Annotated in this window: 25 protein-coding genes and 1 other RNA gene; 18 read left to right on the forward strand and 8 right to left on the reverse strand. The window is 42.9% G+C overall.

What is annotated here, in order from left to right:
• Positions 1 to 251: 251 nt before the first annotated feature.
• Positions 252 to 615, reverse strand: a transfer-messenger RNA (tmRNA) gene (ssrA, locus tag EAE93_RS05945).
• A gap of 50 nt (positions 616 to 665) precedes the next feature.
• Positions 666 to 1,148 carry an SsrA-binding protein SmpB gene (smpB, locus tag EAE93_RS05950; RefSeq protein WP_040149389.1) on the reverse strand — a complete coding sequence of 161 codons (483 nt, stop codon included), beginning with the start codon at positions 1,146 to 1,148 and terminating at the stop codon, positions 666 to 668.
• Between the two features lie 165 nt (positions 1,149 to 1,313).
• Here smpB and EAE93_RS05955 point away from each other — a divergent pair, with 165 nt between their 5' ends.
• Positions 1,314 to 1,748 carry a type II toxin-antitoxin system RatA family toxin gene (locus EAE93_RS05955; RefSeq protein ID WP_036810511.1) on the forward strand — a complete coding sequence of 145 codons (435 nt, stop codon included), beginning with the start codon at positions 1,314 to 1,316 and terminating at the stop codon, positions 1,746 to 1,748.
• Positions 1,741 to 2,034 (forward strand): RnfH family protein, encoded by a 294-nt coding sequence (locus tag EAE93_RS05960; RefSeq protein WP_036810509.1) that lies wholly within the window; start codon positions 1,741 to 1,743, stop codon positions 2,032 to 2,034. Before EAE93_RS05955 ends, EAE93_RS05960 begins: the two co-directional genes overlap by 8 nt.
• 55 nt (positions 2,035 to 2,089) lie before the next feature.
• Here EAE93_RS05960 and bamE read toward each other — a convergent pair whose 3' ends face one another.
• The 3 genes from bamE to nadK all read right to left on the reverse strand — a co-directional run bounded on the left by bamE (position 2,090) and on the right by nadK (position 5,303).
• Positions 2,090 to 2,437 carry an outer membrane protein assembly factor BamE gene (gene bamE / locus EAE93_RS05965; RefSeq protein WP_011147559.1) on the reverse strand — a complete coding sequence of 116 codons (348 nt, stop codon included), beginning with the start codon at positions 2,435 to 2,437 and terminating at the stop codon, positions 2,090 to 2,092.
• Positions 2,438 to 2,674: 237 nt separating this feature from the next.
• On the reverse strand, positions 2,675 to 4,336 hold the full coding sequence (gene recN, locus EAE93_RS05970) for a DNA repair protein RecN (protein WP_110087063.1): 1,662 nt from the start codon (positions 4,334 to 4,336) through the stop codon (positions 2,675 to 2,677).
• An 88-nt stretch (positions 4,337 to 4,424) separates the two neighbouring features.
• Entirely contained in the window at positions 4,425 to 5,303 is an 879-nt protein-coding gene (gene nadK / locus EAE93_RS05975; protein WP_036810503.1) for an NAD(+) kinase, read from the reverse strand.
• A 124-nt stretch (positions 5,304 to 5,427) separates the two neighbouring features.
• Here nadK and grpE point away from each other — a divergent pair, with 124 nt between their 5' ends.
• Positions 5,428 to 6,009: a nucleotide exchange factor GrpE gene (gene grpE / locus EAE93_RS05980; RefSeq protein ID WP_036810500.1), complete on the forward strand. Its 582-nt coding sequence runs from the start codon at positions 5,428 to 5,430 to the stop codon at positions 6,007 to 6,009.
• Between the two features lie 68 nt (positions 6,010 to 6,077).
• On the opposite strand, the gene ung is transcribed toward grpE, so the two are convergent.
• Complete coding sequence (gene ung / locus EAE93_RS05985) at positions 6,078 to 6,758, reverse strand: uracil-DNA glycosylase (protein WP_036810497.1); 681 nt, start codon at positions 6,756 to 6,758, stop codon at positions 6,078 to 6,080.
• A 645-nt stretch (positions 6,759 to 7,403) separates the two neighbouring features.
• Between ung and EAE93_RS05990 the strand changes: the two genes are divergently transcribed.
• The 5 genes from EAE93_RS05990 (at position 7,404) to EAE93_RS06005 (ending at position 11,878) form a co-directional block, all read left to right on the forward strand.
• Positions 7,404 to 8,420, forward strand: a complete 1,017-nt coding sequence (locus EAE93_RS05990; protein WP_040149394.1) for a phospholipase — start codon at positions 7,404 to 7,406, stop codon at positions 8,418 to 8,420.
• A gap of 15 nt (positions 8,421 to 8,435) precedes the next feature.
• Positions 8,436 to 9,023: an ankyrin repeat domain-containing protein gene (locus EAE93_RS05995; RefSeq protein WP_040149395.1), complete on the forward strand. Its 588-nt coding sequence runs from the start codon at positions 8,436 to 8,438 to the stop codon at positions 9,021 to 9,023.
• 889 nt (positions 9,024 to 9,912) lie between these two features.
• A complete protein-coding gene (locus tag EAE93_RS25045; protein WP_269468825.1) occupies positions 9,913 to 10,041 on the forward strand; it encodes a hypothetical protein in 129 nt (42 codons plus the stop codon).
• A 91-nt stretch (positions 10,042 to 10,132) separates the two neighbouring features.
• Positions 10,133 to 11,347 carry an MFS transporter gene (locus EAE93_RS06000; RefSeq protein ID WP_044467031.1) on the forward strand — a complete coding sequence of 405 codons (1,215 nt, stop codon included), beginning with the start codon at positions 10,133 to 10,135 and terminating at the stop codon, positions 11,345 to 11,347.
• 12 nt (positions 11,348 to 11,359) lie between these two features.
• Positions 11,360 to 11,878 carry a DUF6622 family protein gene (locus EAE93_RS06005; RefSeq protein WP_036810485.1) on the forward strand — a complete coding sequence of 173 codons (519 nt, stop codon included), beginning with the start codon at positions 11,360 to 11,362 and terminating at the stop codon, positions 11,876 to 11,878.
• 453 nt (positions 11,879 to 12,331) lie between these two features.
• On the opposite strand, the gene srmB is transcribed toward EAE93_RS06005, so the two are convergent.
• A complete protein-coding gene (gene srmB / locus EAE93_RS06010; protein WP_110086324.1) occupies positions 12,332 to 13,669 on the reverse strand; it encodes an ATP-dependent RNA helicase SrmB in 1,338 nt (445 codons plus the stop codon).
• 154 nt (positions 13,670 to 13,823) lie between these two features.
• On the opposite strand from srmB, the gene trmN reads away from it, so the two are divergent.
• Positions 13,824 to 14,558, forward strand: a complete 735-nt coding sequence (gene trmN / locus EAE93_RS06015; protein ID WP_214039291.1) for a tRNA(1)(Val) (adenine(37)-N(6))-methyltransferase TrmN — start codon at positions 13,824 to 13,826, stop codon at positions 14,556 to 14,558.
• Between the two features lie 67 nt (positions 14,559 to 14,625).
• Here trmN and nadB read toward each other — a convergent pair whose 3' ends face one another.
• On the reverse strand, positions 14,626 to 16,266 hold the full coding sequence (gene nadB / locus EAE93_RS06020; protein WP_036810479.1) for an L-aspartate oxidase: 1,641 nt from the start codon (positions 16,264 to 16,266) through the stop codon (positions 14,626 to 14,628).
• A gap of 166 nt (positions 16,267 to 16,432) precedes the next feature.
• On the opposite strand from nadB, the gene rpoE reads away from it, so the two are divergent.
• The 9 genes from rpoE (at position 16,433) to recO (ending at position 24,605) form a co-directional block, all read left to right on the forward strand.
• Positions 16,433 to 17,002 (forward strand): RNA polymerase sigma factor RpoE, encoded by a 570-nt coding sequence (rpoE, locus tag EAE93_RS06025; protein WP_036777809.1) that lies wholly within the window; start codon positions 16,433 to 16,435, stop codon positions 17,000 to 17,002.
• 39 nt (positions 17,003 to 17,041) lie between these two features.
• Positions 17,042 to 17,692: an anti-sigma-E factor RseA gene (gene rseA, locus EAE93_RS06030; RefSeq protein ID WP_036777808.1), complete on the forward strand. Its 651-nt coding sequence runs from the start codon at positions 17,042 to 17,044 to the stop codon at positions 17,690 to 17,692.
• A 5-nt stretch (positions 17,693 to 17,697) separates the two neighbouring features.
• Positions 17,698 to 18,654 carry a sigma-E factor regulatory protein RseB gene (gene rseB / locus EAE93_RS06035; protein ID WP_036777806.1) on the forward strand — a complete coding sequence of 319 codons (957 nt, stop codon included), beginning with the start codon at positions 17,698 to 17,700 and terminating at the stop codon, positions 18,652 to 18,654.
• Positions 18,654 to 19,106, forward strand: coding sequence for a SoxR-reducing system protein RseC (gene rseC / locus EAE93_RS06040; RefSeq protein WP_214039292.1), 453 nt, complete (start codon positions 18,654 to 18,656; stop codon positions 19,104 to 19,106). Before rseB ends, rseC begins: the two co-directional genes overlap by 1 nt.
• A gap of 204 nt (positions 19,107 to 19,310) precedes the next feature.
• Positions 19,311 to 21,107, forward strand: coding sequence for a translation elongation factor 4 (gene lepA / locus EAE93_RS06045; protein WP_036777862.1), 1,797 nt, complete (start codon positions 19,311 to 19,313; stop codon positions 21,105 to 21,107).
• Between the two features lie 20 nt (positions 21,108 to 21,127).
• Positions 21,128 to 22,108 carry a signal peptidase I gene (gene lepB / locus EAE93_RS06050; RefSeq protein ID WP_036777802.1) on the forward strand — a complete coding sequence of 327 codons (981 nt, stop codon included), beginning with the start codon at positions 21,128 to 21,130 and terminating at the stop codon, positions 22,106 to 22,108.
• 176 nt (positions 22,109 to 22,284) lie between these two features.
• Positions 22,285 to 22,965: a ribonuclease III gene (gene rnc, locus EAE93_RS06055; RefSeq protein WP_036777800.1), complete on the forward strand. Its 681-nt coding sequence runs from the start codon at positions 22,285 to 22,287 to the stop codon at positions 22,963 to 22,965.
• Positions 22,962 to 23,870 (forward strand): GTPase Era, encoded by a 909-nt coding sequence (gene era, locus EAE93_RS06060; RefSeq protein ID WP_036777798.1) that lies wholly within the window; start codon positions 22,962 to 22,964, stop codon positions 23,868 to 23,870. Before rnc ends, era begins: the two co-directional genes overlap by 4 nt.
• A gap of 9 nt (positions 23,871 to 23,879) precedes the next feature.
• Entirely contained in the window at positions 23,880 to 24,605 is a 726-nt protein-coding gene (recO, locus tag EAE93_RS06065) for a DNA repair protein RecO (RefSeq protein ID WP_214039293.1), read from the forward strand.
• Positions 24,606 to 24,658 lie beyond the last annotated feature (53 nt).

Raw genomic sequence — 24,658 nt, forward strand, 5'->3', positions numbered from 1 at the left:
TATACAGAACTGAAATTATTTTCTCCTTTTGCATTATGACAAGGAGAAAGTGAAAGTATTAAAGTGAGCTTAATTCATTAATAAGCGAAGGGTTACGTTCAAGCATCTTAAGTAGTTTCAGTGATGAACTAGAAGGAATGCGGCGGTGCAGGTAGTGTCCATTGATGCCCATAAAAATAAAATAGATGGACGTAAAGTGGACATTGGACAAACAAAAAGGGCTACACTTTAGTGTAACCCCTTGATTTATTTGGTGGAGCTGGCGGGAGTTGAACCCGCGTCCGAAATTCCTACATCCTTGGTACTACATGCTTAGTCTAATCTTTACATTCGCTTGCCAGCTGCGGACAGACACGCCACTCACAAACTAGCCTGATTAGATTTAACGCTTCAACCCCAGGCAAGGCATCCACGCGATCTCTTTTGGGTTTGACCTCTCTTGATCCCCGTCCTAAGAGCGGAGGCTAGGGAGAGAGGGCTCTGCGCAGGTTATTAAGCTGCCAGTGCGTATTTTTCGTCGTTTGCGACTATTTTTTTGCGGCTTTTTACGAGGCCAACCGCCCCTCGGCATGCACCTTGGGTTTCGCGAATCCCGTCGAATCCAGAATCAGCCCCAAGTGTCTTAAAAGCAAGTATATCAGAATACTAAACTATAATGCCAGAATTTATCGCCCAGCATTCTTCATAATACGCGCTTTGTCTAATTTCCATTCACGTTCTTTAATGTCCGAACGTTTGTCGTGCGCCTTTTTGCCTTTTGCTACACCAATCTTGATTTTGCACCAGGCGTTTTTCCAATAAAGAGATAAGGCAACAACGGTATAACCATCACGATTGACTCGACCATATAATGAGTCAAGTTCGCGCTGATTAAGTAAGAGTTTGCGTGAACGCATTGGATCACAGACGACATGGGAAGAAGCTACATTTAACGGGGTGATGGTGGCGCCAAAAAGATAAGCGTCTCCATCTTTGAGCAAAACGTAACTGTCGCTGATGTTGGCTTTACCAGCGCGCAGTGATTTGACTTCCCATCCTTGTAACGAGAGACCCGCTTCAAATTCTTCTTCAATGAAGTATTCGTGACGAGCTCGTCTATTCATGGCAATGGTTGCCGAACCGGGTTTGTGTGCTTTTTTCTTTGTCATAGTGTATGCATTATACTGAATGCTTTGGTGAAAGAAATCTTTTCCCGCACATATTTGCTGATTAATGAGTGTTTATTGCATTATACGCTGACAGATTTTTCTTTTTTTTCTTTGATCACGTATAGGTGATATTATTCGCTACAATTAAGCCTTACAGGAAATTATATGCCACAGATTAGTCGCTCTGCGTTAGTACCATACAGCGTGGAACAAATGTACAAATTGGTCAATGATATCGGTTCTTACCCGGATTTTTTGCCGGGGTGTGTCGGCAGTCGGGTACTGAGTGTTAGCAATAACGAAATGACTGCATCAGTCGATGTTTCGAAAGCGGGTATAAGTAAGACTTTTGTTACCCGGAATATTCTGGCCGATAACCAAAGCATTAATATGCAACTGGTCGACGGGCCTTTTCGTAAGTTAATGGGAGGTTGGCGGTTCATCCCTCTGAGTGAAGATGCCTGTAAAGTTGAGTTACAACTTGATTTCGAATTCACTAATAAGCTGATTGAATTGGCTTTCGGTAAGATTTTTAAGGAATTGGCCGGGAGTATGGTGCAGGCTTTTACTCTGCGTGCACGCGAGGTTTATCGTGTCTGATATCAATGTCGAAGTTGTGTATGCATTGCCTGATCGCCAATATCTGCGTACGGTGAAATTGGCTCAAGGCGCAACTGTTGAGCAGGCAATAGTTGCATCAGGTTTGCTGACTTTGCGTAATGATATTGATCTGCAAAAGAATAAGATTGGAGTTTATAGCCGTCCTGTTAAGTTGACGGATATTTTGGAAGAGGGTGATAGGGTGGAAATTTACCGCCCATTATTGGCTGATCCAAAAGAAATGCGTCGTAAGCGTGCTGAACGGGCTAAAAATAATGCTCAATGATTATTATAGACAGTCAGTCATCTATTTTTTTGACTGACTGTCTATATTTCTTTGGTTATTGAAGATCTTCGGTAAGTGAATTTTCGTTTTTAATGTCAGTCAGTACACCATTACTGTCAAATGTCAGTGTCAGAGTTTGCTGAGTCACTTTTTCGTGCCCAGGTTGCTGACGAAATACATAAAACCACGTTTGAGTTCCAAACGGGTCTTGTAACATTGGTGTTCCTAATGTGTAAGCTACCTGTTGCTGGGTCATTCCCTTGTGAATTTTTGATACACTAGTCGGTGTTAGGTAGTTCCCCTGATTAATGTCAGGGCGGTAAACAGCCCGTTCCAACGTAGAGCAACCCGCGGTCAGCATGACAAATGATACAGCAGCGGCAGTCAACATTTTACAGCGCATGGTAATTACATTCCTTTAGGAGTCAGGGTGTTGATAATAATAAACCTTGACGAGATTGAAAACCTTTATACCCGTTATCTTTCAAGTTGCCTCTTTGTTGGCTGCGCTCACTCACCCCGGTCACATAGTTACCTATGCTTCCGGGGATTAGTTCCCTTGCCGTCGTGATGCATCTTGAAATCCATAGGGTATACAAGCTTTACTATGACCTTAAATATACGCAAAAGTTGTGTCAAATTATGCTGCTAACAGCTCTTTGGCATTCGCCAGGGTATTTTTTGTCACTTCACTGCCTGCGAGAAGCCGCGCCAGCTCTTGTAATCTGGCTTTTTTATCCAGCAATTGCATTTGAGTTTCAGTTTCTTCACCGTCAGTCTGTTTACTGACATAAAAATGTTGGTGTCCACAACCGGCTACTTGGGGCAGGTGAGTGACGCACATAACCTGTGTAGATTCGCCTAATTCGCGTAACAGACGGCCGACGATTGCGGCTGTCGGGCCGCTGATACCGACATCCACTTCATCGAAAATCAAGGCGGATGTTTCCATTTTCTTAGCTGTTATAACCTGAATTGCCAGCGCAATACGGGAAAGCTCACCACCGGAAGCGACTTTTGCCAGAGATTGGTGTGGCTGACCAGGGTTAGTGGTGACATTAAATTCAACTTTATCTGAACCATCAGCATTCAGATGTTCAGGTGCAAAAGAGACATCGATAGTAAAGCGGCCATGAGGCATAGCGAGTTGATGCATGCTGCGAGTAATGAGCTCACTTAATTCTTTGGCATATTGCTGGCGAACTCGGTGCAATCTTTCTGCGACTTCCAATGCCTGCTTATGATGTTTATTAACCTGTTCACTAAGGTGGGTACAGTCATCTTCTTGTTGCGCCAGTGATTGCTGCTCTTCCAATAATTGTTGATGTAGCGAAGGAAGCTCTTCTGGGACAACGTGATGTTTACGGGCCACCCTAATTTGTTGTGAAATTTTTTGTTCCAGTTCAAAGAGACGATTTGGGTCCATATCCAGTTGATCACCGTAGTGGCGGAGTTCATCGCTGACTTCATTAATTTGAATGGATGCTTCTTCCAGCATAGTGAGTAACTGGTTGAATTTATCATCCATAGTGATGAGTTCTGCCAGCTCGTGTTTAGCGTAATTCAGTAGGCTGATAATATTTTGTTCATCGTTATCACTGAGTAGCTGGAGTGCGGTTTGGCTGACAGAGAGTAACTGACCTCGGTTTGCTAGCCGTTTATATTCATTATCTTGTTCCTGATATTCACCTGGTTGCGGTGCCAACTCATTAAGTTCTTTTAAGTGATATTCCAGCAACTGCTGACGAGATTGGCGCTCAAGCGCCTGTTGTTGGAATCGAGCAAGATCCTGACAACTTTGGTGCCATTGCTGATATGCCTGTTTCATTTCATTTTGTAGATTGGATTGATTAGCGTAAGTATCAAGCAGACGTTTTTGGTGACCATTATTCAATAGTAATTGGTGAGCGTGTTGACCATGAATTTGAATAAGATGGGTACCTAGTTCACGTAATTGGGAAAGCGGTACGGCAGTGCCATTGATAAAGCCTCTGGAACGGCCATCTGACGTTATTGTGCGGCGTAGTAAGCATTCATTGCTGTCATCAAGTTGGTGTCCTTCTAACCATTGACGAGCAGAAGGCGTATCAGAAAGAGAAAACCGGGCGCAAATATCAGCACGAGAAGCCCCGCTACGCACCATATTGGCTTCACCACGATTACCCAGACATAAACCTAATGCATCAATTGCGATGGATTTACCTGCGCCAGTTTCACCTGTGATGGCTGTCATACCTGGCTGGAAGTCAATTTCAAGCTCCCGAACAATGGCAAAATTGCTAATGGTTAACTGGGTGAGCATCACACTTCTCCTGTGTATAAAAACACCTCTGTATCTTCATACAGTATAAACTGGTTTTTTATACAGTAAAGTGGTGAAAACTAATTTTTTAGAACATTTTTTTAGACCAGCTTAGTTTTGTACTTAATGTATTGAAATAATTATAGTCTTTAGGATGAATGAGATTGAGCTTCTGTTCGCTGCGGCTAATAATCACATCTTCTCCATCCTGTATAGGTAGAACGATTTGGCTATCGCAACTGACTTCATAATCATTGCTATTTTGGGAAAATTTCAATCTTATATTGCTTTCGCTACTAATAACCAGTGGCCGGGAAGACAATGTATGTGGAAACATCGGTACTAGGACGATAGCGTTTAGGTTAGGTGTCAGAATCGGCCCACCTGCGGAAAGCGAGTAAGCTGTGGAACCCGTTGGTGTTGCGATAATGAGTCCGTCAGAACGTTGGGAAAAGGCAAAACGTTCATCGATATAGACTTCGAATTCAATCATATGTGCTACTTTCCCCGGGTGGAGTACGATTTCGTTGATTGCGGTACTGATACGGGGTTTTTGGCCGTTTCTTCTGACTTGGGCTTCTAGCAGGAAACGATGTTCGTTCCGATATTCGCCATCTAATACTTCAGAAAGTTGCTGTAGGGCATTATCAGGATCTAAGTCTGTCAGAAAACCCAGATTGCCTCGGTTAATGCCAATGACTTTAATATCATAACGGGAAAGGACCCGGGCGGCGCCCAACATATTGCCGTCACCACCAACAACGACAGCTAAATCAGCTTGTTGACCAATTTCGGTCAAACCGCCAGTTCGTGCATCTTTTAAACCAATGTCTTTGGCAACTTGACGATCAATAATGACAGAGTAACCTTTGGATTTTAACCAATGATAAAGCATCTCATGAGTAGCAAGTGCTTCTGGGTGGCGAGGGTGACCAACAATACCTATGCATTTGAATTTTTTATTCATCGTTGTAATTTCCTTCTAGCAAGAGGTTTTATCCTCACAATACGGCGGGTTCCCTTGAATCCCCAGTTTAGATCCCCATAATAGGCTAAGTAGCGAGATTAATGCCAAATACGCGGAGATATTCATGAGTAGTAAAGAACAAAAAATGCCTGACGAGCAAGTCTCGGAAGATATGGAAGTTGTATCTGAACAGCAAAACAGTGCGGATAAAGCAGAAGCATCAGAGACTGAAAGCGTTGTTGATCCGCGTGTCGCAGAGCTGGAAGAACAGCTCAAGCAGGCGCAACAGCGTGAACGTGATGCCATTTTGCGTGCTAAGGCTGAAGTTGAAAATATCCGTCGTCGTACTGAGCAAGATGTAGAAAAAGCCCATAAGTTTGCGTTAGAAAGATTTGCCAATGAACTGTTACCAGTGATTGACAATCTTGAGCGCGCTTTGGAGGCCGCAGATCGCACTAATACCGAAATAGCGCCTATGATTGAAGGCATCGAGCTGACGTTGAAGTCTTTCCTTGGGGCTGTGGGTAAATTTGGTATTGAAGTTGTTGGCGACACAAATGTTCCTTTTAATCCTGAAATTCATCAGGCCATGACCATGATGGAATCCGATCAGCATGAACCAAATCATGTCATGATGGTCATGCAGAAAGGGTATACCTTAAACGGCCGTTTGTTGCGCCCGGCAATGGTAGCCGTATCGAAGTAATTTTAGTTTAGTAGTGGTTTTAGTTTAGTAATAAGTATCAATGCCGCTCCAACAGGGGCGGCATTTTTTTATTGTGGCAACTCAGGTGTCCAGTTAATTGGCGCGATGCCTTGTTTTTCTAGTAATGCATTGGCCTTTGAAAAATGTTTGCAGCCAAAGAACCCTCGGTGGGCAGATAGTGGAGATGGATGGGGTGCTTTGAGAACGTGGTGTTTATTAGCATCAATAAAGTAGCCTTTTTTCTGAGCATGGGAACCCCAAAGCAGAAAAACGACGCCTGAACGGTGCTCATTGATAGCGGCAATGACTTTATCAGTGAAAGTTTCCCACCCCAGATTCGCGTGGGAGTGTGCATTACCACGTTCTACGGTAAGTACGGTATTGAGTAGTAACACCCCTTGTTTAGCCCAACTGACTAGGCAACCGTGATTTGGATGCTGGAAGTCAGGTATATCGGATGTCAGCTCTTTGTACATATTCACCAACGAAGGTGGCGCGGGAATACCCGGTTGTACAGAAAAAGAGAGGCCATGTGCCTGATTGGGGCCGTGGTAAGGGTCTTGCCCAAGTATCACCACCTTAATATCAGCCAACTCGGTGTAGCGGAATGCATTAAATACATCCTGTTGTGGCGGATAAATGGTTTTACCTGCCTGACGTTCTTTTGCGACATAGGTCAGTGTGTCGAGAAAATAGGGTTGTTTTTTCTCGTTACCGATTACGTCGTGCCATGTGAGAGGTGCGGACATAGTAAATCCTTTTTATAGATTACCAAATGGATGTTAGCTTACCGATTACAAAATCAGAGGAAAACCTTTGATGCACACTAAAACTAAATTCTTGATAACTATTTCAATGTTGTAAAGTATTTTTGAAAGTTTATCCAAAGAATTGCTTTGTGGTTAGCTATAGAAACTTATTTAAAACATAAGGTAGCAATATGTTTTATAGTAACTATATGAAATTAACTGTTCTGAATCAATGAGTATCCTCATTTGTGTAGATATATAGGAATGAGGCATATTGCTTTGACTAAATAACTAAGATAACTCATTGATAATTTAGTTTATTGTGCGAATGTATAGATAGAAGTGATTACGGGTATTCAATACCGTGAAGGGCCAGATTGTGGTTAAGGATAAGCTGGATCGTTTGAATATCGTATAAAGCCAAAACAGATTTGTTGTAAGTAGTCAGTTCACTTTGACTCTTTTCTGGCTATTTATTGACAAATAATAGGTAGAAATTTCTCTGTTATCAGAGAGAAGAGTCGCAGTTGAGTAATTTTGTTAACATAATTTAAACATTTATTTAACTCAATGACATTCCCTGCCGATAGATTAGTTGTACTAATTAAATCGTCGATTATTTTCAGCTATCCTTAGGGGAATTTTATGAGTTTATCAATTGAAATGAATCTATCAGTCGATTCAAGTTTTCCCATTTTAAATAATCTTCAACTTGTTACACCGCCTTCTGTTCCAGACCAGAATATTGAAAAAGCGACCACAGAAGTTTTTTCCCTCTCGGAAACAACTAAACAAAGTAATAGAGTCTATCAATCATTAATTAATGAGCAGAGTATTAACATTAATTTAAAGTCAATCACAGGAATTAAGTCTGAACAAATTAGGGGTAAGCAATCTCATGAAATTGATTATATGTTGACCTTAATTTCTGATGATGTCTACATACGCACCACTATGGGAATAGGTGATTATGTTCGTCTTTCTGATGATGAATTATTAAAGGCAGGAATAGAACCGGCAAATTTAAGGGATGAAACAACAGGCTTTCAGGCCGGTATTTATCGGAATGATGATCTCTATATAGTTGCTTTTGTGGGCACTAATGATTTGAAGGATATATTAACTAATTTACGACAAGGTTTTGGATTTGATGAAGCTCAATATCATCAAGCCATTGACTTAGCTCGTGCCGCCAGAGTGGCATTTGGCGAAAACTTATTATTTACCGGGCACTCTTTGGGAGGCGGATTAGCCGCGACAGCCGCATTATCAATTGGAAAGCCTGCGGTAATATTTAATTCAGCCGGTGTTTCTGACAATATGATGAAAAATTTGGGTCTTTCACCCCAAGAGGGTAGGGCTATCGCTGAAAATGGATTGGTACGTCATTATGTTGTGGAACATGATTTGCTTGATGTATTACAACAGAAACTACCTGTATCTCAGCCGATAGGACATAAAATCTTACTGAAATATAATGATAATTCAGGAGAATCAGATCAAGGGTTTCCTCATAATCTGATACGTGGATTCAAAGCACATTCTCTTAAAAAGATGTTGGAATTATTAACAATATACAAACCTTGGTCATCTTCAAATGATGAACAGCAAAAAGAATCTCTAGTCATGCTTGATGAACCGGAGCTGAATGTTTCCGCATAATTAAAGAGAGGCGCGATGAAAATTGGCGAAGTAATTGAGCCTGAATTGGAACTGGATTGTCAGCGGAGTGAAGAAAATATAACTCCGTTACAATGGGCTATATTCAATCAGCGAATGGATGATGTTAATAATTTGCTGAAAGAGGGGGCTGATCCTACTCAACCTGGATTGCAACAAGAAAGTGCTTTACATACGGCTGCAAAAATCAACAACCCTGATTATCTTAAATCTTTATTATCAGTTGTGCCGGATGTGAATATTATACATCCCATAACCTTAGCAACGCCTTTACATGTTGCGGTTCAGGTAGGAAGAAGAATGCAGATTGAATTACTGTTGGCCGCCGGTGCTAATCCCAATCAGGCTAATCGGATTGGAGATACTCCGTTACATATTGCAGCCAAAATTAATTCGCCGGAACTGGTGCTGATATTGTTGAAGTCAGGCGCTGATCCTAAATTGCGAAACAAGCAACAATCAACGTTCCAGATGTATCTCAATCTCACACCGCTAAAAGCGCGGAGCCGTGAGATGCAAGCTGAATATGATAAGGTTAATCACTGGCTGAAAGCTCGGCAAGTCAGCCGGTATTATTTGAAGTAAAATAAAAACGGGCTATTTGGCCCGTTATTTTTCATTAAAGATCAATGAATTAAATCAGTAATTGAGGATTGGAACATTAGGATCAACTCATAAATCACCATGTTTTTATCGCATTTTATGAATATTATATATTGATTTATTTTCCTTAATAAACAATGTCTAAAACACAGTGTTGCTAGATATATTCCCTTAAATATGTTTCGGTTTCCCATAGTGGGCTTACACGATAAATGATATCTACATTGCTATGATATTTTTATCTGGTTTTATTAAGCGAAATCGTTAATTTTAATTACCTTTGTTGTTATATGTAGTAATGATTATGGAAAGTTAAGAGATTTATGGAGCCAGTATCTGGCTGCCTAGTCTGGAAAAATAAAAAGACATAAGTGTTATAGTAAGTTTTTTGGCGTAAAATGTTAAATTATTTTTTTAGAGAAGATATTTCTTTATTCTGTGCTAGTATGGAGAAAATTAAATTAATTTACTAATGTGGAATATTTTTATGAAAAATAAATAATAGAACTCGTAATTAACATTAAATAATATTCACTTATTTAAGTTTTCTTTGATCTTTATCTCAAAAAAATAATTCATATTTATTTGAGTTTGACTTTAATTTAAATTAAAGGTAGAAGAATAAGCTTGTGAGAAGTGTTATATTTATATTGCATTCACGTATATAAATTGGCGGTAGCGTGGTTGTTTTGAAAGTAATTTTTCTCGAAATAACTGTTAGAGGTGAAGCCAATTAGCTACAGTTGTGGTCGCTTTAAGCCTGACCATTTATTATAGATGATCAAAAACTTGTGTGATTGCTAGAATAAACTCACTAAGATTTAATGCTTCCCTGAGATTTCTGCAAACTGAGATCAAGAATTGGAAAACAATGAGTGAAAATGTCTATCTTCCTTGGATGATTATTGATGGCGTTTCCATTCTGGAGGAATTCGGTGGGTATGCAATTCTTCAAGATACTGAGTTGAGAAACGAAAAAAACCTGGGCCGCAATTCGTAGATGAACATGAACGGTATTCTGCCGAAAACTGCAAAATTTCACATCTAAAATCATAAAACAGATGGACGTATCTATATTTGCGGAGAAACAAATGACTTCATTCACTGAACGAGCATCACCTTATTCCGAGGTATTACGCTCCTCATCATTCCGGAAATTGCTTATTGGTCAAGGCTTGTCAATGATTGGTGATGCGGTCTGTTTAGCTGCCCTTCCTGTTGCGTTGATTCATGCCAAACTTAGCGGGGAGGTTTTTGGTGTCGTCATGGCTGCGGTAGGATTAGGGACGGTCATTGGGGCTGTCGCTGGAGGTCTGCTAGCAGACAGAAAGTCACCAAAACACATTCTCATTGCGACAGATACTGCCAGAGGGTTGGCGCAAGTTGCTGCAACTATGTTACTTGTGTTAAACGCTCCGTGGTGGGGATTAGTACTTGCCTATTTAATATTTGGCATTGGCATTGGCGTTTCTCGCCCATGCGCTCAAGTTCTGCTTGTAAATTTGCTACCCAAGCAAGCCTTAGTGGCAGGAAATGGAGCCATGAATTTTGTAGATAACTTTGTGGCAGTAGTCTTTCCGGCCACAATAGGAGTGATGATCATATTGTGGGAACCAGCATGGGGAATACTGGTTGATGGTATTACATTTTTCGCAGCAGCTTTTTTTACTGCCCTGATACCTGATATAGGGATTCGTGGTTCCGATGATAAATTCTCTATACGTGAGATATTGAATGGTATTACAGTCATTACTGGTAACTCTGTATTGTTACTTGGGTTTATCGCGACATTGATCCTGAATGTGTTGTGCTTCCCTATTTTCTTAGTCATCGCTCCATACGCAATCAGTGATCGATTCAGCGATACGATGTGGGGGTTTTGTCTAGCAGCTTCGGGAGCTGGTGCATGTATTGGATCTGTTATCACAGTACTTACTGCTGGTCACCAACGTCTAATACGACTTGCCGTAATCTGTGGTTTATTTCTTTGTAGTGCAATGCTTTTATTGGGTATGGGGGGCTTCGCTTGGATGGTCATTCTGGGGGCAATGTTTGTTGGGATTGTTGAGGCATCTTGGCTTACTGGTTGGGCCACTGCTATGCAAACCCTCTCTCCGGAAAAAGACCTTGGAAAAGTTGTAGCGGTAGATACTTTTGTTACCAGTGGTGCGCACCCATTCATTTATCTTGGAGCAGGAATCATCGGTGCAATGGTGGGATATTCTGAAACGCTAACATTGACTGCGATCGTTAGTGCTATTGGAATCACTGCCATCGCATTTGCTGCGATCACTCGCAAAATATGAAAGGAGAATAACATGTCACTGACCACCATTATTAAAGATACCCCAATATGGGTCTGGATTCTTTTTGCTTTTCTCATCAGGCGCGGGATTAGTGCCTTGTACGATCGTGAAATGCGAATTGATCGCCTTTTCTTACTACCAATAGTATTCCTGGTCTGGGGAGTATATAGCGTCATTTATGAAACCATATTCTCAGATTTAGCCTTGATAACGATGATAGCAGGCTTACTCGTCGGGATTATAGTGGGATGGGGTTTGTGGCGTTCTCAACCAAGATTACGTGAAAAAGCAGGCAGTGATTTAATCATCCGTCCTGGCACTTCGTTAACGCTGATGCTGATTGTTATCACATTTATCGTTAAGTTTATTATTACGGCTATGTTAAGTATTCACCCTGCGTTGTTGCATTCGTTACATTTCAATCTGTTTTTTGGCTTTAGCAATGGTGTGCTTGACGGTATTTTCTGGGGCGGAACGCTAAATCTTTTTATTCCTTGGTACAGAAATAGGACCAAGAATGTCTACAAATAGTGTTTATGAAACTCTAATACTTTCTGTTCTCCCCAGCCATGCTGTATCTGTGATGAGGGGAGACCATTTGGATCGCCAGTCAGTGTAGTGTGAGTTACAGGTGTAAAGAGCATTCGCCCTACAAAATTATTAGCAAAAAATTAAATACAGATATTCATTTAGCTAATCCTTATTCCTTTGGGAAAAAAGGGTGAATGAGGATATAAATGGGCTAATTCGGCAATACTTTCCAAAAGGGGCAGATTTTAATAAAGTTTCTAATTGGGACGGGAGATAAATCCTGTCATAAACCGATTAAATAATCGATTGCAAAAACTCGGGATGGCAAAATACCTGATGAATTATTTATAGAAATAAAGAAGCGTTTGCTGAGGACCCTATTTACTCACAGAATAATCTTGCTACGCGAAACTGCATATTATAATTAACGGGCCAATTGGCCCGTTTAAAGATTTACGCATTGCTATTGGTTGGCGCTTCCGGTTTTGGATTACCGGAAGGTTTACGGCGTTTACCGATATTTTTGCTATCTCGATGACGTATTTTAGCTTTTTTCTTCGATTCTTCCGCTTTCTTTTTCTCTTTGCGTTTAGCCAATACTTTTTTCGATGGCTTATTGTGGGCTTTGTCACTTGGTGCTTTGGTTGTTGGGCGAAGTTCATCAACCATCCGCGACTTTAGTGGTTCATTCAGATAACGACTGATTTTGCCTAATAAAGAATGATCATGCGCTTCCACTAAGGTAATTGCAGTGCCTTTGCGACCTGCGCGAGCTGTCCGGCCAATACGGTGTAGATAAACATCAGCGGTACGCGGTAAATCGAAATTGAAAACATGGCTGATATCATCAATATCCAATCCACGGGCAGCAACGTCTGTTGCAACCAGAACAGTGACGCTGCCATCATTCAGGAGCTTAACCGCTTCCGTCCTTTTAGCCTGTACCATTTCCCCTTCAAGGAACCGGGCTTTAATGCCGGCTTGATGCAATTCACCCACAAGTTCGTGTACACGTTCACGTTTGCGAACAAAGATAATGGATTTAGTGACATCGGGTTGTTTCAGTAAATGGCAAAGCAGGGCTGTTTTGTGTGCCAAATTGTCTGCACGGTAGTAAAATTGCTGGATTTTTTTGCGTTCACGGCGTGATGGTTCAGCATCAATCTCAACTGGATCTTCCAGTAAGCGCTCAGCAAAATCACGAATGGCTTCCCCTTCCAGAGTGGCAGAGAACAGCATGGTCTGTTTACGCCAACGAGTTTCACCCGCGATGGTTTCAATATCGTTGGCAAAACCCATATCCAGCATACGATCGGCTTCATCAAGGATCAGTGTTTCAACTGCCCGGCAATCAAAGTTTTCTTCCTTGATATATTGCAGCAGACGGCCTGTAGTGGCGACGACAATATCTTGATTTTCGCTGAAAATTTCTGCGTGATTCATATAGGCTACGCCACCGGTAATGGTAGCGATATCCAAATTGGTATGCGCAGCGAATTCTTTTGCTTGATCTGCCACTTGCATGGCTAGCTCTCGGGTGGGCGTCAGGATCAGAATACGTGGTGGTCCAGATTTTTTACGTGGAAAATCCAATAAATGTTGCATAGCTGGCAGCAGGTAAGCTGCGGTTTTACCAGTACCGGTAGGCGCCGATCCTAGTACATCACGCCCGTCCATTGCGGCTGGAATAGCCGCAGCCTGAATTGCTGTCGGGCGGGAGTAACCTTTATCATTCAGGGCGTCAAGCAGGCGTTCATCAAGCTCAAGTTCAGAAAAGTTTGTTGCAGTCATTATATACCTCTGTTTAGGCCGCCGATTATAAACAGGTTGGACGTATTGTTCATCTATTAAAGCGGTCAGTTAAGAGTAGATAGCTTTTATCGAAACATAATAACCCTTATCCTATAGCGAAATTTATTGTGCTAAATAGATATAGGTTATTAATTTGAAACAGAAACGACCTTTACGCCGGGATGGATTTACTTTCAAGCAGTTTTTTGTTGGTCATGATCGGTGTGCGATGAAAGTCGGGACTGATGGCGTTTTATTGGGAGCATGGGCTCCGGTGAGTGACAAAAAAGCGATTTTAGATATCGGCTGTGGCAGTGGGCTGATTGCGTTGATGTTAGCACAGCGTACGAATGAGAATACCAAAATTGACGCAGTGGAGCTGGATACAGCGGCTGCATTGCAGGCGCAAGATAATGCGGAACAATCTCCCTGGCAGAGAAAAATAGATGTTTATCAGCAGGATATTGGTGATTTCGCTGAACAGTATTCGCAATGTTATGACTTAATTGTCAGCAATCCTCCCTATTTTGAGCCGGCTGTTGCTTGTCGAAATGAGGCGAGGGAACAGGCTCGTTATACGGGGTCGCTGACTCACCGGCGATTATTGCAATATGCAGAGAAGTTGATTACAGCGGATGGTCTGTTTTGTGTGGTATTGCCATATGCCATTGGTGAGGAATTTGAAACAATGGCATGTCGTCTGGGCTGGTTTTCTCATCATCGGGTCAATATCCGCGACAGGCAAAGCAAGCCATTGCATCGGATGCTATTGGCATTTTCCCGTAAGGAAAAAACCGGTTTGATCAGTGAATTGACTATTCGTCAGCCAGATGGTGCATATACGCAAGAATTTCAGCAGTTGGTGACGGATTTCTATCTCTATTATTGAATTATTTATTGAGTTATTGAAAGAACCACGCCGGAGCGTGGTCATGCAGAGATTTTGCCAGCAAAGATCAGGGTGTCAAAATCGTTGGTTTTGACTCTGGCAGTAAATCGGGATAATCCAGTGTGAAATGCAGACCTCGGCTCTCTTTCCTTTCTAACGCACAACGCACGATTAATTCGGCGACTTGCACCAGATTTCGTAATTCCAGCAGATTGTTAGAAATCCTGAAATTGGAATAATAATCGTGAATTTCCTGTTGCAGCATATTAATACGGCGCAGTGCTCGTTCCAGGCGTTTGGTTGTACGTACAATACCGACGTAATCCCACATAAATAGACGTAATTCGTGCCAGTTGTGCTGAATGACGACTTGTTCATCTGAATTGTCAACACGGCTCTCATCCCAGAAGGGGAGTTGCGGTATTTCTTCTATTTTTTCAATCTGTTGTTGGATATCCTCCGCAGCAGACCAACCATACACCAGACACTCCAGCAGAGAATTAGACGCCATACGGTTCGCACCGTGTAGGCCCGTATAGCTGACTTCACCGATAGCATATAAGTTGTTGAGGTCAGAGCGTCCCTGGTGATCGACAACAATACCGCCGCAGGTGTAATGCGCAGCAGGAACGATTGGGATCGGTTCTTTTGTTAGATCAAAGCCCAGTGTCAGCAATTTTTCATAAATCATTGGAAAATGCTGGGTAATGAAATCCGCTGGTTTGTGGCTGATATCCAGAAACATACAGTCAGCACCAAGGCGTTTCATTTCATGGTCAATTGCTCGCGCTACGATGTCGCGAGGGGCTAGTTCAGCGCGTTCATCAAAATCAGGCATAAAACGACTACCATCCGGTCGTTTCAGATATGCGCCTTCACCTCGCAGAGCTTCTGTCAACAAGAAATTGCGTGCCTGAGGATGGAATAGGCAGGTCGGGTGAAACTGGTTAAATTCCAGATTGGCGATACGGCAGCCCGCACGCCATGCCATTGCAATGCCATCACCGGATGAGATATCGGGATTTGTCGTATATTGATAGACCTTAGCCGCACCGCCTGTTGCCAGTACCACGACCTTAGCGCGATAAGTTTCCACCTGTTCTTGCTGACGGTTCCAGATATAAGCGCCGACGACTCGGTTCTCACCATCTAACCGGGCTTTATTTGAAGTAATTAAATCAACCGCATTGCAGCGCTCTCTCACCGTGATATTCGGATGAGAAATCGCTTTATCAACCAGTGTCGTTTCTACCTCTTTGCCCGTTGTATCAGCATGATGCAGAATACGCCGATGGCTGTGACCACCTTCACGGGTCAGATGATATTGTTTTTCTCCCTCTTTGCTGGTTTCTGTATCAAACATAACACCTTGATCAACCAACCATTGCACGCAAGGACGGGCATTGCTGGTGATAAACTCAACAGCGCTTTTATCGCAAAGCCCAGCTCCGGCGATAAGGGTATCTTCAACATGAGATTCGATACTGTCTGTTTTATCAAATACAGCGGCGATACCGCCCTGTGCATAATAGGATGCCCCTTCGCTGAGAATACTCTTACTTAATACAGTGACTTTATATTGTGAGGCCAGCCGTAAAGCCAGAGATAGGCCGGCGACACCGCTGCCGATAATAAGTACATCGCTGTAATGTTGTGAGAATAATGATTGCATAATTGATGATGTATGAAGAAGATGGGTAAAAATCATGTTAGCCTATCAGATATGAGAAAGGCGATGATTGCAACAAAATGATGGCGGAAATTGAACTTCGCAGAATTTTATTACTCAAAGCCATGCTTGCTTGGGAATAGGACATCATGGTTAGTTCAGTAAATATCAATGTGGAGCTTTGCTTCGGGAGATTTAACCTCGGATGAGCGAGCAGTTAACGGATCAAATGCTGGTTGAGCGAGTGCAGAAAGGTGACCAAAAGGCGTTTAACCTACTGGTAGTCAGATATCAGCATAAAGTAGCGAGTCTTTTATCCCGCTATATTCCGCAGGGTGATGTTCCTGACGTTGCTCAGGAAACATTTATTAAAGCCTATCGGGCATTGGCTTCGTTTCGTGGTGATAGTGCTTTTTATACTTGGTTGTACCGTATAGCAGTAAATACTGCGAAGAATTATCTGACCGCTCAAGGGCGCCGTCCTCCGTCCAGTGATTTGGATGCCAGTGATGCGGAAAATTATGAAATTTCGAATGGATTAAAAGAAATTTCGAACCCTGAGAACTTAATGTTGTCAGAAGAATTGAGGCAGGTGGTTTTCCGCACCATTGAATCTCTTCCCGAAGATTTGCGAATAGCAATAACGCTGAGGGAATTAGATGGGTTAAGCTATGAAGAAATAGCTACCATTATGAATTGTCCGGTAGGTACGGTTCGTTCTCGTATCTTCCGTGCAAGGGAAGCCATTGATGATAACATTCAACCACTGATTTAAAATTAAAAATAGTGGAACAATACTGAAGGGTACTTTGACATGCAAAGAGAAAAACTTTCCGCATTGATGGATGGCGAAACTCTTGATAGTGAAGTCGTTAGTATTTTGTCTAAAGATTCTGTAATGCAGAAACGCTGGGAAAATTACCACTTGATCCGTGACACATTGCGCGGTGATGTGACAGAAGTATTGCATCTGGATATTGCTAGTCGGGTTGCATTGGCGCTTGAAAAAGAGCCAGTTCATTCCATTGCTGGGGCTATTCCTGAATCCCAACCTGAACCAGAGAGCTGGCAAAAAATGCCGTTCTGGCAAAAGCTTCGCCCTTGGGTGAGTCAAATGGTTCAAGTGAGTGTTGCAGCCTGTGTTTCGCTGGCAGTATTGGTTGGTGTACAGCAGTACAACAGCCATAGTGTTGAGGATCTTGAATATCAATCTGATACGCCCGCATTTAACACTTTGCCAATGATGGGATCGGCTTCTCCGGTGAGTTTGGGAGTGCCTTCCGGTGATGATCTGTTTGGCAATGATCAGCGCATTCAAATGCAGGAACGTAATAAGCGTATTAACATCATGCTGCAACAATATGAACTCGATCGCCGTGTGCATTTTAAGCAAAATGACGAACGGGGAATTTCACCACAGGTTGCTATTCCGGTTCCCGGAACGCAATCTTTAGGAACACAATAGCGGTAATGAAACGTATTTGGTTTTCTGTCTGTTTGCTGGCAGGCTGCTTGTTTGCTCCTTTACAAGCTTCGGCGCAGCTTAGCAGCGCTGAGGTTTTGTTGCAGGAGATGGGTAATGCTACTCAGTCTCTGACTTACGAGCTTGCTTTTATTAATCTCAACCAGCAGTCTATCGTCTCAGTTCGTTATCGCCATGCCGTTATCGATGATATTCCAATTGCTCAGATTATGCAGATGGATGGTTCTCGTCGGGAGATTGTCCAGCGTGGTAATGAGATCAGTTATTTTGAACCCGGATTGGATGCTTTCAGTCTTAGCGGTAATCATATTATTGATTATTTACCGGCCGTCATTTTTGCTGACTTTAATCAGTTGAAAAAATACTACAATTTTATTGATGCTGGTCGTACCCATATCGGTGATAGGCCCTGTAGGGTTGTACGCATCACCTCTAAAGATGAAGTGCGTTATAATTATATTTTACTAATCGACGAAGAGACTCATTTACCATTACGTATTGATTTACTTGATCGTGATAGTGAGGCACTTGAACAATTTAGGGTGGTTTCTTCTACCATCGGTGGGGGCATCAATGATGCAATGAGTGTGATTACTCGCTTAAATATGCCGCCAATGCTGGTCATTCCACCGTCAGAGAAGGTTGTATTCAATTGGAAAGTGGGTAAATTGCCGGCTGGTTTCGTTGAGGTTTCACGTAATCGTCGTAAATTGTCAAATAGTGACTCACTTGAATCCATTATGTTTAGCGATGGCTTATTTAGCTTTTCTGTGAATGTGACTAACGCTAATAAAACCGGTAAGTTGGAATATCCTTTCCGTGGTGGGCCTCGAACGATTTATAGTGTGATACGTGGAGCAAATGAGGTGACAATTATTGGTGAACTACCATTGGCAACCGCCAAGCGTGTCGCCGCTGGCGTCGCATTTATAGGAGCTGACTGATGGTTAAAGAGTGGGCAACAGTGATTCACTGGCAACAGGGGCGGGCATTATTACGTTATGGTTCCTCTTCTGGCTGTGGCAGTTGTCAGGCGCGAGCGACGTGTGGTTCTTATTTACTCAATAAATTAGGGTCTGATGGCATACATCAGCTTGAACTGGAGATTTCACAGCCATTGCAACCGGGGCAAAAAGTGGAAGTTGGTATCCCTGAAGGGAGCTTGCTGCGTTCGGCGTTGCTGGTTTATCTGACTCCGCTTATTGGGTTATTCCTTGGTGGGGTACTTTTTCAGTTATGGGTAACCAATCAATTGTGGGTGTTTTGTGGCGGTGTTTTAGGAGGCGCGTTAGGATTCTTCTTTGCCCGCAGAATCGCCACTTACTGGGATAATCGGCTGGAATATCAACCTGTCGTTTTACAAATCGGCTTGCCTCCTGATGCCATTCACATTTAGCATCGGGAATAAATCTATTTTAATCATCCAAAACGTTTAACAACTCATACTCTAAAGCCGCAGGCATGACTAGGTTTTCGTGGATTTGGCATGTAGAATACAGCCTTTCAGGCCGGTGGCCGACCTAATAAACCGTCGCTTTATGTCCCTCGTGTGTCCATTAGGCGAATGACTCAGAAATATCAAGGCAGAAAAATATTTATAATGAAGCAAATACGAAATTTCTCCATTATTGCTCACATTGACCACGGTAAGTCGACGTTATCTGACCGTATTATTCAAATTTGTGGCGGCTTAACAGATCGTGAGATGGCAGAACAAGTGCTGGATTCAATGGATCTTGAGCGTGAGCGTGGTATCACCATTAAGGCCCAAAGTGTTACCTTGGATTACAAGGCGAATGATGGGCAACTCTATCAATTAAACTTTATCGATACGCCGGGGCATGTTGATTTCTCATATGAAGTTTCCCGCTCACTAGCTGCCTGCGAAGGGGCGTTGCTGGTGGTTGACGCGGGACAGGGAGTGGAAGCCCAGACGTTGGCTAACTGTTATACCGCGTTGGATATGGATCTAGAAGTTGTTCCTGTTCTGAACAAAATCGATTTGCCGGCGGCAGAGCCTGAGCGTGTAGCGGAAGAGATCGAAGATATCGTCGGTATTGATGCTACTGATGCAGTGCGTTGTTCAGCCAAAACGGGTGTCGGCGTACAAGATGTCATTGAGCGCTTGGTTAAAGAGATTCCTGCGCCGGAAGGCGATCCTGATGCGCCATTACAGGCTCTTATCATTGACTCATGGTTTGATAATTACCTTGGTGTTGTCTCCCTGGTGCGGATTAAAAACGGCACTTTACGTAAGGGTGATAAAATCAAGGTGATGAGTACCGGTCAGGTGTATAACGCCGATCGCCTTGGCATTTTCACCCCTAAGCGTGTTGATCGTGATGTATTAGATTGTGGCGAAGTGGGCTGGTTAGTTTGTGCAATTAAAGACATTCTTGGCGCACCTGTCGGGGATACTTTGACATTGGCCCGTCAACCTGCGGAAAAACCACTTCCGGGCTTTAAAAAAGTGAAGCCGCAAGTTTATGCAGGGCTGTTCCCTGTTAGTTCTGATGACTATGAAGCGTTCCGTGATGCACTAGGTAAATTGAGTCTGAATGACGCTTCACTATTTTATGAGCCAGAAAGTTCTTCTGCATTGGGTTTTGGTTTCCGCTGCGGTTTCCTTGGTCTGTTGCATATGGAGATTATTCAAGAACGTCTGGAACGTGAATATGATCTCGACCTTATTACCACGGCGCCAACGGTTGTGTATGAAGTGGAGACAACTAGCCGCGATATTGTCTATGTGGATAGCCCCTCTAAACTACCACCGCTGAATAATATTGAAGAGCTGCGTGAACCAATTGCTGAGTGCCATATGTTGTTGCCTCAGGAGTACTTGGGGAATGTCATTACCTTATGTGTTGAGAAACGCGGGGTGCAAACCAACATGGTTTACCACGGTAAACAGGTTGCACTGACTTACGAAATACCGATGGCAGAAGTGGTTTTGGACTTCTTCGATCGATTGAAATCTACCTCTCGCGGTTATGCTTCACTGGATTATAATTTCACTCGTTTCCAGTCATCTGATATGGTTCGTGTGGATGTATTGATTAACGGTGAACGAGTTGATGCATTGGCGTTGATTACTCACCGTGGTAATGCGCAGTACCGTGGCCGGGAGCTGGTGGAGAAGATGAAAGAACTTATTCCTCGTCAGCAGTTCGATATCGCAATTCAGGCTGCGATTGGTAATCATATTATTGCTCGCTCAACAGTGAAGCAATTGCGTAAAAACGTCTTGGCGAAGTGTTATGGTGGTGACGTCAGCCGTAAGAAAAAGCTATTGCAGAAACAGAAAGAGGGTAAGAAGCGTATGAAACAAGTGGGTAACGTTGAGTTACCACAGGAAGCTTTCTTAGCCATTCTTCATGTTGGTAAAGACAATTAATAAGCTTGTAAGGAGTCTAAATGGCTAACACTTTTGCCCTGATCCTAACGTTGGCAACGTTAGTCACCGGCATTATTTGGTGTATTGATCGTTTCAAATGGGCACCAGCGCGCAAGAAAAAACTTGCCAGATTGCAAGAGTTGACAGAAGGTACAATGGATCAGGAGCATCTAGCTGAAACTATTAACAAGCCAACATGGGTAGATACTTGTTCATCTATTTTTCCTGTGTTAGCCGTGGTTCTGATCCTGCGCTCTTTTGTTTATGAGCCTTTTCAGATTCCATCGGGTTCCATGATGCCAACTTTATTGATTGGTGATTTCATTCTGGTGGAAAAATATTCATACGGACTGAAAGATCCTATCACTCAAACAACATTGATTAAGACCGGCGAACCAAAGCGTGGTGATGTTGCTGTATTTAAATACCCGTTGGACCCCAGTTTTGACTACATCAAACGGGTGATTGGTTTACCGGGCGATAAAATTATTTATGATCCGGCAAAGAAAGAGCTGCGTATTTTTTCTAATTGCAGCAAAACAGGGAATTGTCAGGAAGAATTACCGGTTTCTTACGGTTCACTATTCCCAAGTGAGTGGACAATGCAGCAGTATGGTGTCGATTCCAAGGGTGAAAGTCTGAAGAAGGTAGGTGTTTTCCAAATCCCCGTTGAAGAAACGTTGCCGCCTTACAGTATGCGGCAGGGTGAACGGATTGAAAATTTGGGCGCGGCAACTCACCATATTTTGGAGATTCCAGGTGTACTATCGGTACCTAATTTCCGTCAACCTGGCTTGCCAGAGGGAATGTGGATTGTGCCCGAAGGCCACTATTTTATGATGGGTGATAACCGTGATAATAGCGCTGATAGCCGTGTATGGGGTTTTGTCCCTGAGAAGAATCTAGTTGGTCGAGCTTCCGCCATCTGGATGAGTTTTGAAAAACAGGAAGGGGAATGGCCTACCGGAGTTCGCTTCAGCCGTATTGGTGGAATTAATTAATATTTTTATATTAGCGAAGCATTAATTTTACTCACAGTGTAGAATGTCCTTTCAAACTTAATGACTGGCTCCTATAAGGGGCCAGTGCAAACGCAACAGTTTTGTCAGGGGTTTCTGTAACAGGTCTGTTGCGTGTGCGTTTTTATTTGACGAATTCTGACCGATATTGGTAGCACATGAATCCCATCGTAATTAACAGATTGCAGCGTAAGCTGGGGTACACTTTTGAGCAGCATGATCTGCTGATACAAGCGTTAACTCATCGTAGTGCCAGCAGTAAACATAATGAGCGGCTGGAATTTCTTGGTGACTCAATCCTGAGTTTTGTTATTGCCAATGCGTTGTATCATCGTTTTCCTCGTGTTGATGAGGGGGATATGAGCCGCATGCGCGCCACATTGGTGCGTGGTAATACACTGGCTGAATTAGCAAGGGAATTTGAATTAGGTGAATGCCTTCGTTTAGGGCCGGGGGAACTGAAAAGCGGCGGCTACCGTCGTGAATCAATACTGGCTGATACCGTCGAAGCATTGATTGGTGCGATTTTCCTTGATAGTGATATCCAGACTATTGAAAGAATTATCCTGAGATGGTACGAAACCCGCTTGAATGAAATCAGTCCTGGCGACAAACAGAAAGATCCGAAAACCCGTTTACAGGAATATTTGCAGGGGCATCATCTGCCTCTGCCGTCATATCTGGTTGTTATGGTTCGTGGTGAAGCTCACGACCAAGAATTTACTATTCACTGTCAAGTGAGTGGTATCGAACTGCCAGTTAAAGGAACAGGCTCTAGCCGTCGCAAAGCGGAACAGGCAGCGGCTGAGCAAGCATTAAAACAACTGGAGCTTGAATGAGCGAACAAGAAACCTATTGCGGATTTGTTGCAATAGTTGGACGGCCTAATGTGGGGAAATCCACGTTGCTGAATCAGCTTTTAGGTCAAAAAGTGTCTATCACTTCCCGTAAGCCGCAAACGACCCGTCACCGTATTATGGGTATCCATACGGAAGGGGCTTATCAGACTATTTATGTGGATACGCCGGGATTACATATTGAAGAAAAACGGGCGATTAACCGGTTGATGAACCGGGCGGCCAGCAGTTCTATCGGTGATGTGGAGTTGGTTATTTTTGTTGTCGAAGGGACTCATTGGACCCCGGATGACGAAATGGTACTGAACAAACTGCGTAATCTGCGTTGTCCGGTTTTACTGGCTATCAATAAAGTGGATAACGTAACGGATAAAACCAGTTTGTTGCCACATATTGGTTTTATCAGTAAACAGATGAGTTTTCTTGATGTTGTCCCGATGAGCGCTGAAAAAGGCATGAATGTTGATACGATTGCCAAAATTGTGCGCGGATATATACCGAAAGCGACTCACCATTTCCCGGAAGATTATATTACTGACCGTTCTCAGCGGTTTATGGCTTCTGAAATCATTCGAGAAAAGCTTATGCGTTTTCTTGGTGATGAATTGCCATATTCTGTCACGGTTGAAATTGAGCAGTTCGTGGCGAATGAACGCGGTGGTTACAATATCCACGGCTTAATTTTGGTTGAGCGTGAAGGCCAGAAGAAAATGGTTATTGGTAATAAAGGCAGTAAAATCAAGACCATTGGTATTGAGGCCCGTCAGGATATGGAAAGGCTGTTTGATGTAAAAATCCACTTAGAACTGTGGGTTAAAGTTAAAGCGGGTTGGGCTGATGATGAGCGAGCGTTACGTAGCTTGGGTTACGTCGATGATTTGAAATAAGGCATCCCTGTGGACGGTTGGCAACGTGTTTTTGTTCTTCATGGGCGTCCTTACAGTGAAACGAGTCTGTTACTGGATCTATTCACTGAAAATGAAGGGCGAATTAGCGTGTTGGCAAAAGGTGCGCGTAGCCGTCGTTCCAATTTAAAAGGCTGCTTGCAGCCCTTTACCCCATTGCTGGTTCGTTGGAGTGGGCGGGGGGCAATTAAAACGCTGCGCGATGCAGATCCTATCTCTCTGGCCCTTCCTCTTACCGGCAGTGTGTTGTACAGCGGCTTATATATCAATGAATTGTTGTCAAGAGTGCTTGAACAGGGAACGGCTTATCCCGCCTTATTCTTTGATTATCTGCAATGTTTGCAGATTCTTGCCGCCAGTGAATATACACCGGAATATGCATTACGTCGGTTTGAACTAGCGTTGCTGGCAAATCTTGGTTATGGCGTTGATTATCTTCATTGTGCGGGCAGTGGTGAACCTGTCGCCGACACGATGACCTACCGTTATAGAGAAGAAAAAGGATTTATCGCTAGTTTGGTTGTTGATCATTACAGTTTTACCGGACGCGAATTAAAATCACTGGCGACTCGTGAATTCCCTGATTCTGCGACATTAAAGGCAGCAAAGCGTTTCACACGTATTGCATTAAAACCTTATCTGGGTGGCAAACCTTTAAAAAGTCGTGAATTATTTCGGCAGTTTGTACATCAGAAGCCAGAAAAGAAAGAAAATTAATGAATTTGTTTCTCTTCAAGATGGAAAGTGTAAACTTGTCATATTCTAATATG

Source organism: Photorhabdus akhurstii, from assembly GCF_018448925.1.
In the GTDB taxonomy this organism is placed as follows: Bacteria; Pseudomonadota; Gammaproteobacteria; order Enterobacterales; family Enterobacteriaceae; genus Photorhabdus; species Photorhabdus akhurstii.

Bases quoted from the DNA above. Each gene is read 5' to 3' on its own strand.
- rpoE (WP_036777809.1), top strand. From the start codon at position 16,433: ATGAGCGAGCAGTTAACGGATCAAATGCTGGTTGAGCGAGTGCAGAAA.
- EAE93_RS05995 (WP_040149395.1), top strand. From the start codon at position 8,436: ATGAAAATTGGCGAAGTAATTGAGCCTGAATTGGAACTGGATTGTCAG.
- era (WP_036777798.1), top strand. From the start codon at position 22,962: ATGAGCGAACAAGAAACCTATTGCGGATTTGTTGCAATAGTTGGACGG.
- bamE (WP_011147559.1), bottom strand. From the start codon at position 2,437: ATGCGCTGTAAAATGTTGACTGCCGCTGCTGTATCATTTGTCATGCTG.
- rseB (WP_036777806.1), top strand. From the start codon at position 17,698: ATGAAACGTATTTGGTTTTCTGTCTGTTTGCTGGCAGGCTGCTTGTTT.
- smpB (WP_040149389.1), bottom strand. From the start codon at position 1,148: ATGACAAAGAAAAAAGCACACAAACCCGGTTCGGCAACCATTGCCATG.
- EAE93_RS05955 (WP_036810511.1), top strand. From the start codon at position 1,314: ATGCCACAGATTAGTCGCTCTGCGTTAGTACCATACAGCGTGGAACAA.
- rseC (WP_214039292.1), top strand. From the start codon at position 18,654: ATGGTTAAAGAGTGGGCAACAGTGATTCACTGGCAACAGGGGCGGGCA.
- lepA (WP_036777862.1), top strand. From the start codon at position 19,311: ATGAAGCAAATACGAAATTTCTCCATTATTGCTCACATTGACCACGGT.
- grpE (WP_036810500.1), top strand. From the start codon at position 5,428: ATGAGTAGTAAAGAACAAAAAATGCCTGACGAGCAAGTCTCGGAAGAT.
- recN (WP_110087063.1), bottom strand. From the start codon at position 4,336: ATGCTCACCCAGTTAACCATTAGCAATTTTGCCATTGTTCGGGAGCTT.
- rseA (WP_036777808.1), top strand. From the start codon at position 17,042: ATGCAAAGAGAAAAACTTTCCGCATTGATGGATGGCGAAACTCTTGAT.
- nadB (WP_036810479.1), bottom strand. From the start codon at position 16,266: ATGATTTTTACCCATCTTCTTCATACATCATCAATTATGCAATCATTA.
- EAE93_RS06005 (WP_036810485.1), top strand. From the start codon at position 11,360: ATGTCACTGACCACCATTATTAAAGATACCCCAATATGGGTCTGGATT.
- ung (WP_036810497.1), bottom strand. From the start codon at position 6,758: ATGTCCGCACCTCTCACATGGCACGACGTAATCGGTAACGAGAAAAAA.
- EAE93_RS25045 (WP_269468825.1), top strand. From the start codon at position 9,913: ATGAGTGAAAATGTCTATCTTCCTTGGATGATTATTGATGGCGTTTCC.
- nadK (WP_036810503.1), bottom strand. From the start codon at position 5,303: ATGAATAAAAAATTCAAATGCATAGGTATTGTTGGTCACCCTCGCCAC.
- rnc (WP_036777800.1), top strand. From the start codon at position 22,285: ATGAATCCCATCGTAATTAACAGATTGCAGCGTAAGCTGGGGTACACT.
- EAE93_RS06000 (WP_044467031.1), top strand. From the start codon at position 10,133: ATGACTTCATTCACTGAACGAGCATCACCTTATTCCGAGGTATTACGC.
- EAE93_RS05990 (WP_040149394.1), top strand. From the start codon at position 7,404: ATGAGTTTATCAATTGAAATGAATCTATCAGTCGATTCAAGTTTTCCC.
- srmB (WP_110086324.1), bottom strand. From the start codon at position 13,669: ATGACTGCAACAAACTTTTCTGAACTTGAGCTTGATGAACGCCTGCTT.
- lepB (WP_036777802.1), top strand. From the start codon at position 21,128: ATGGCTAACACTTTTGCCCTGATCCTAACGTTGGCAACGTTAGTCACC.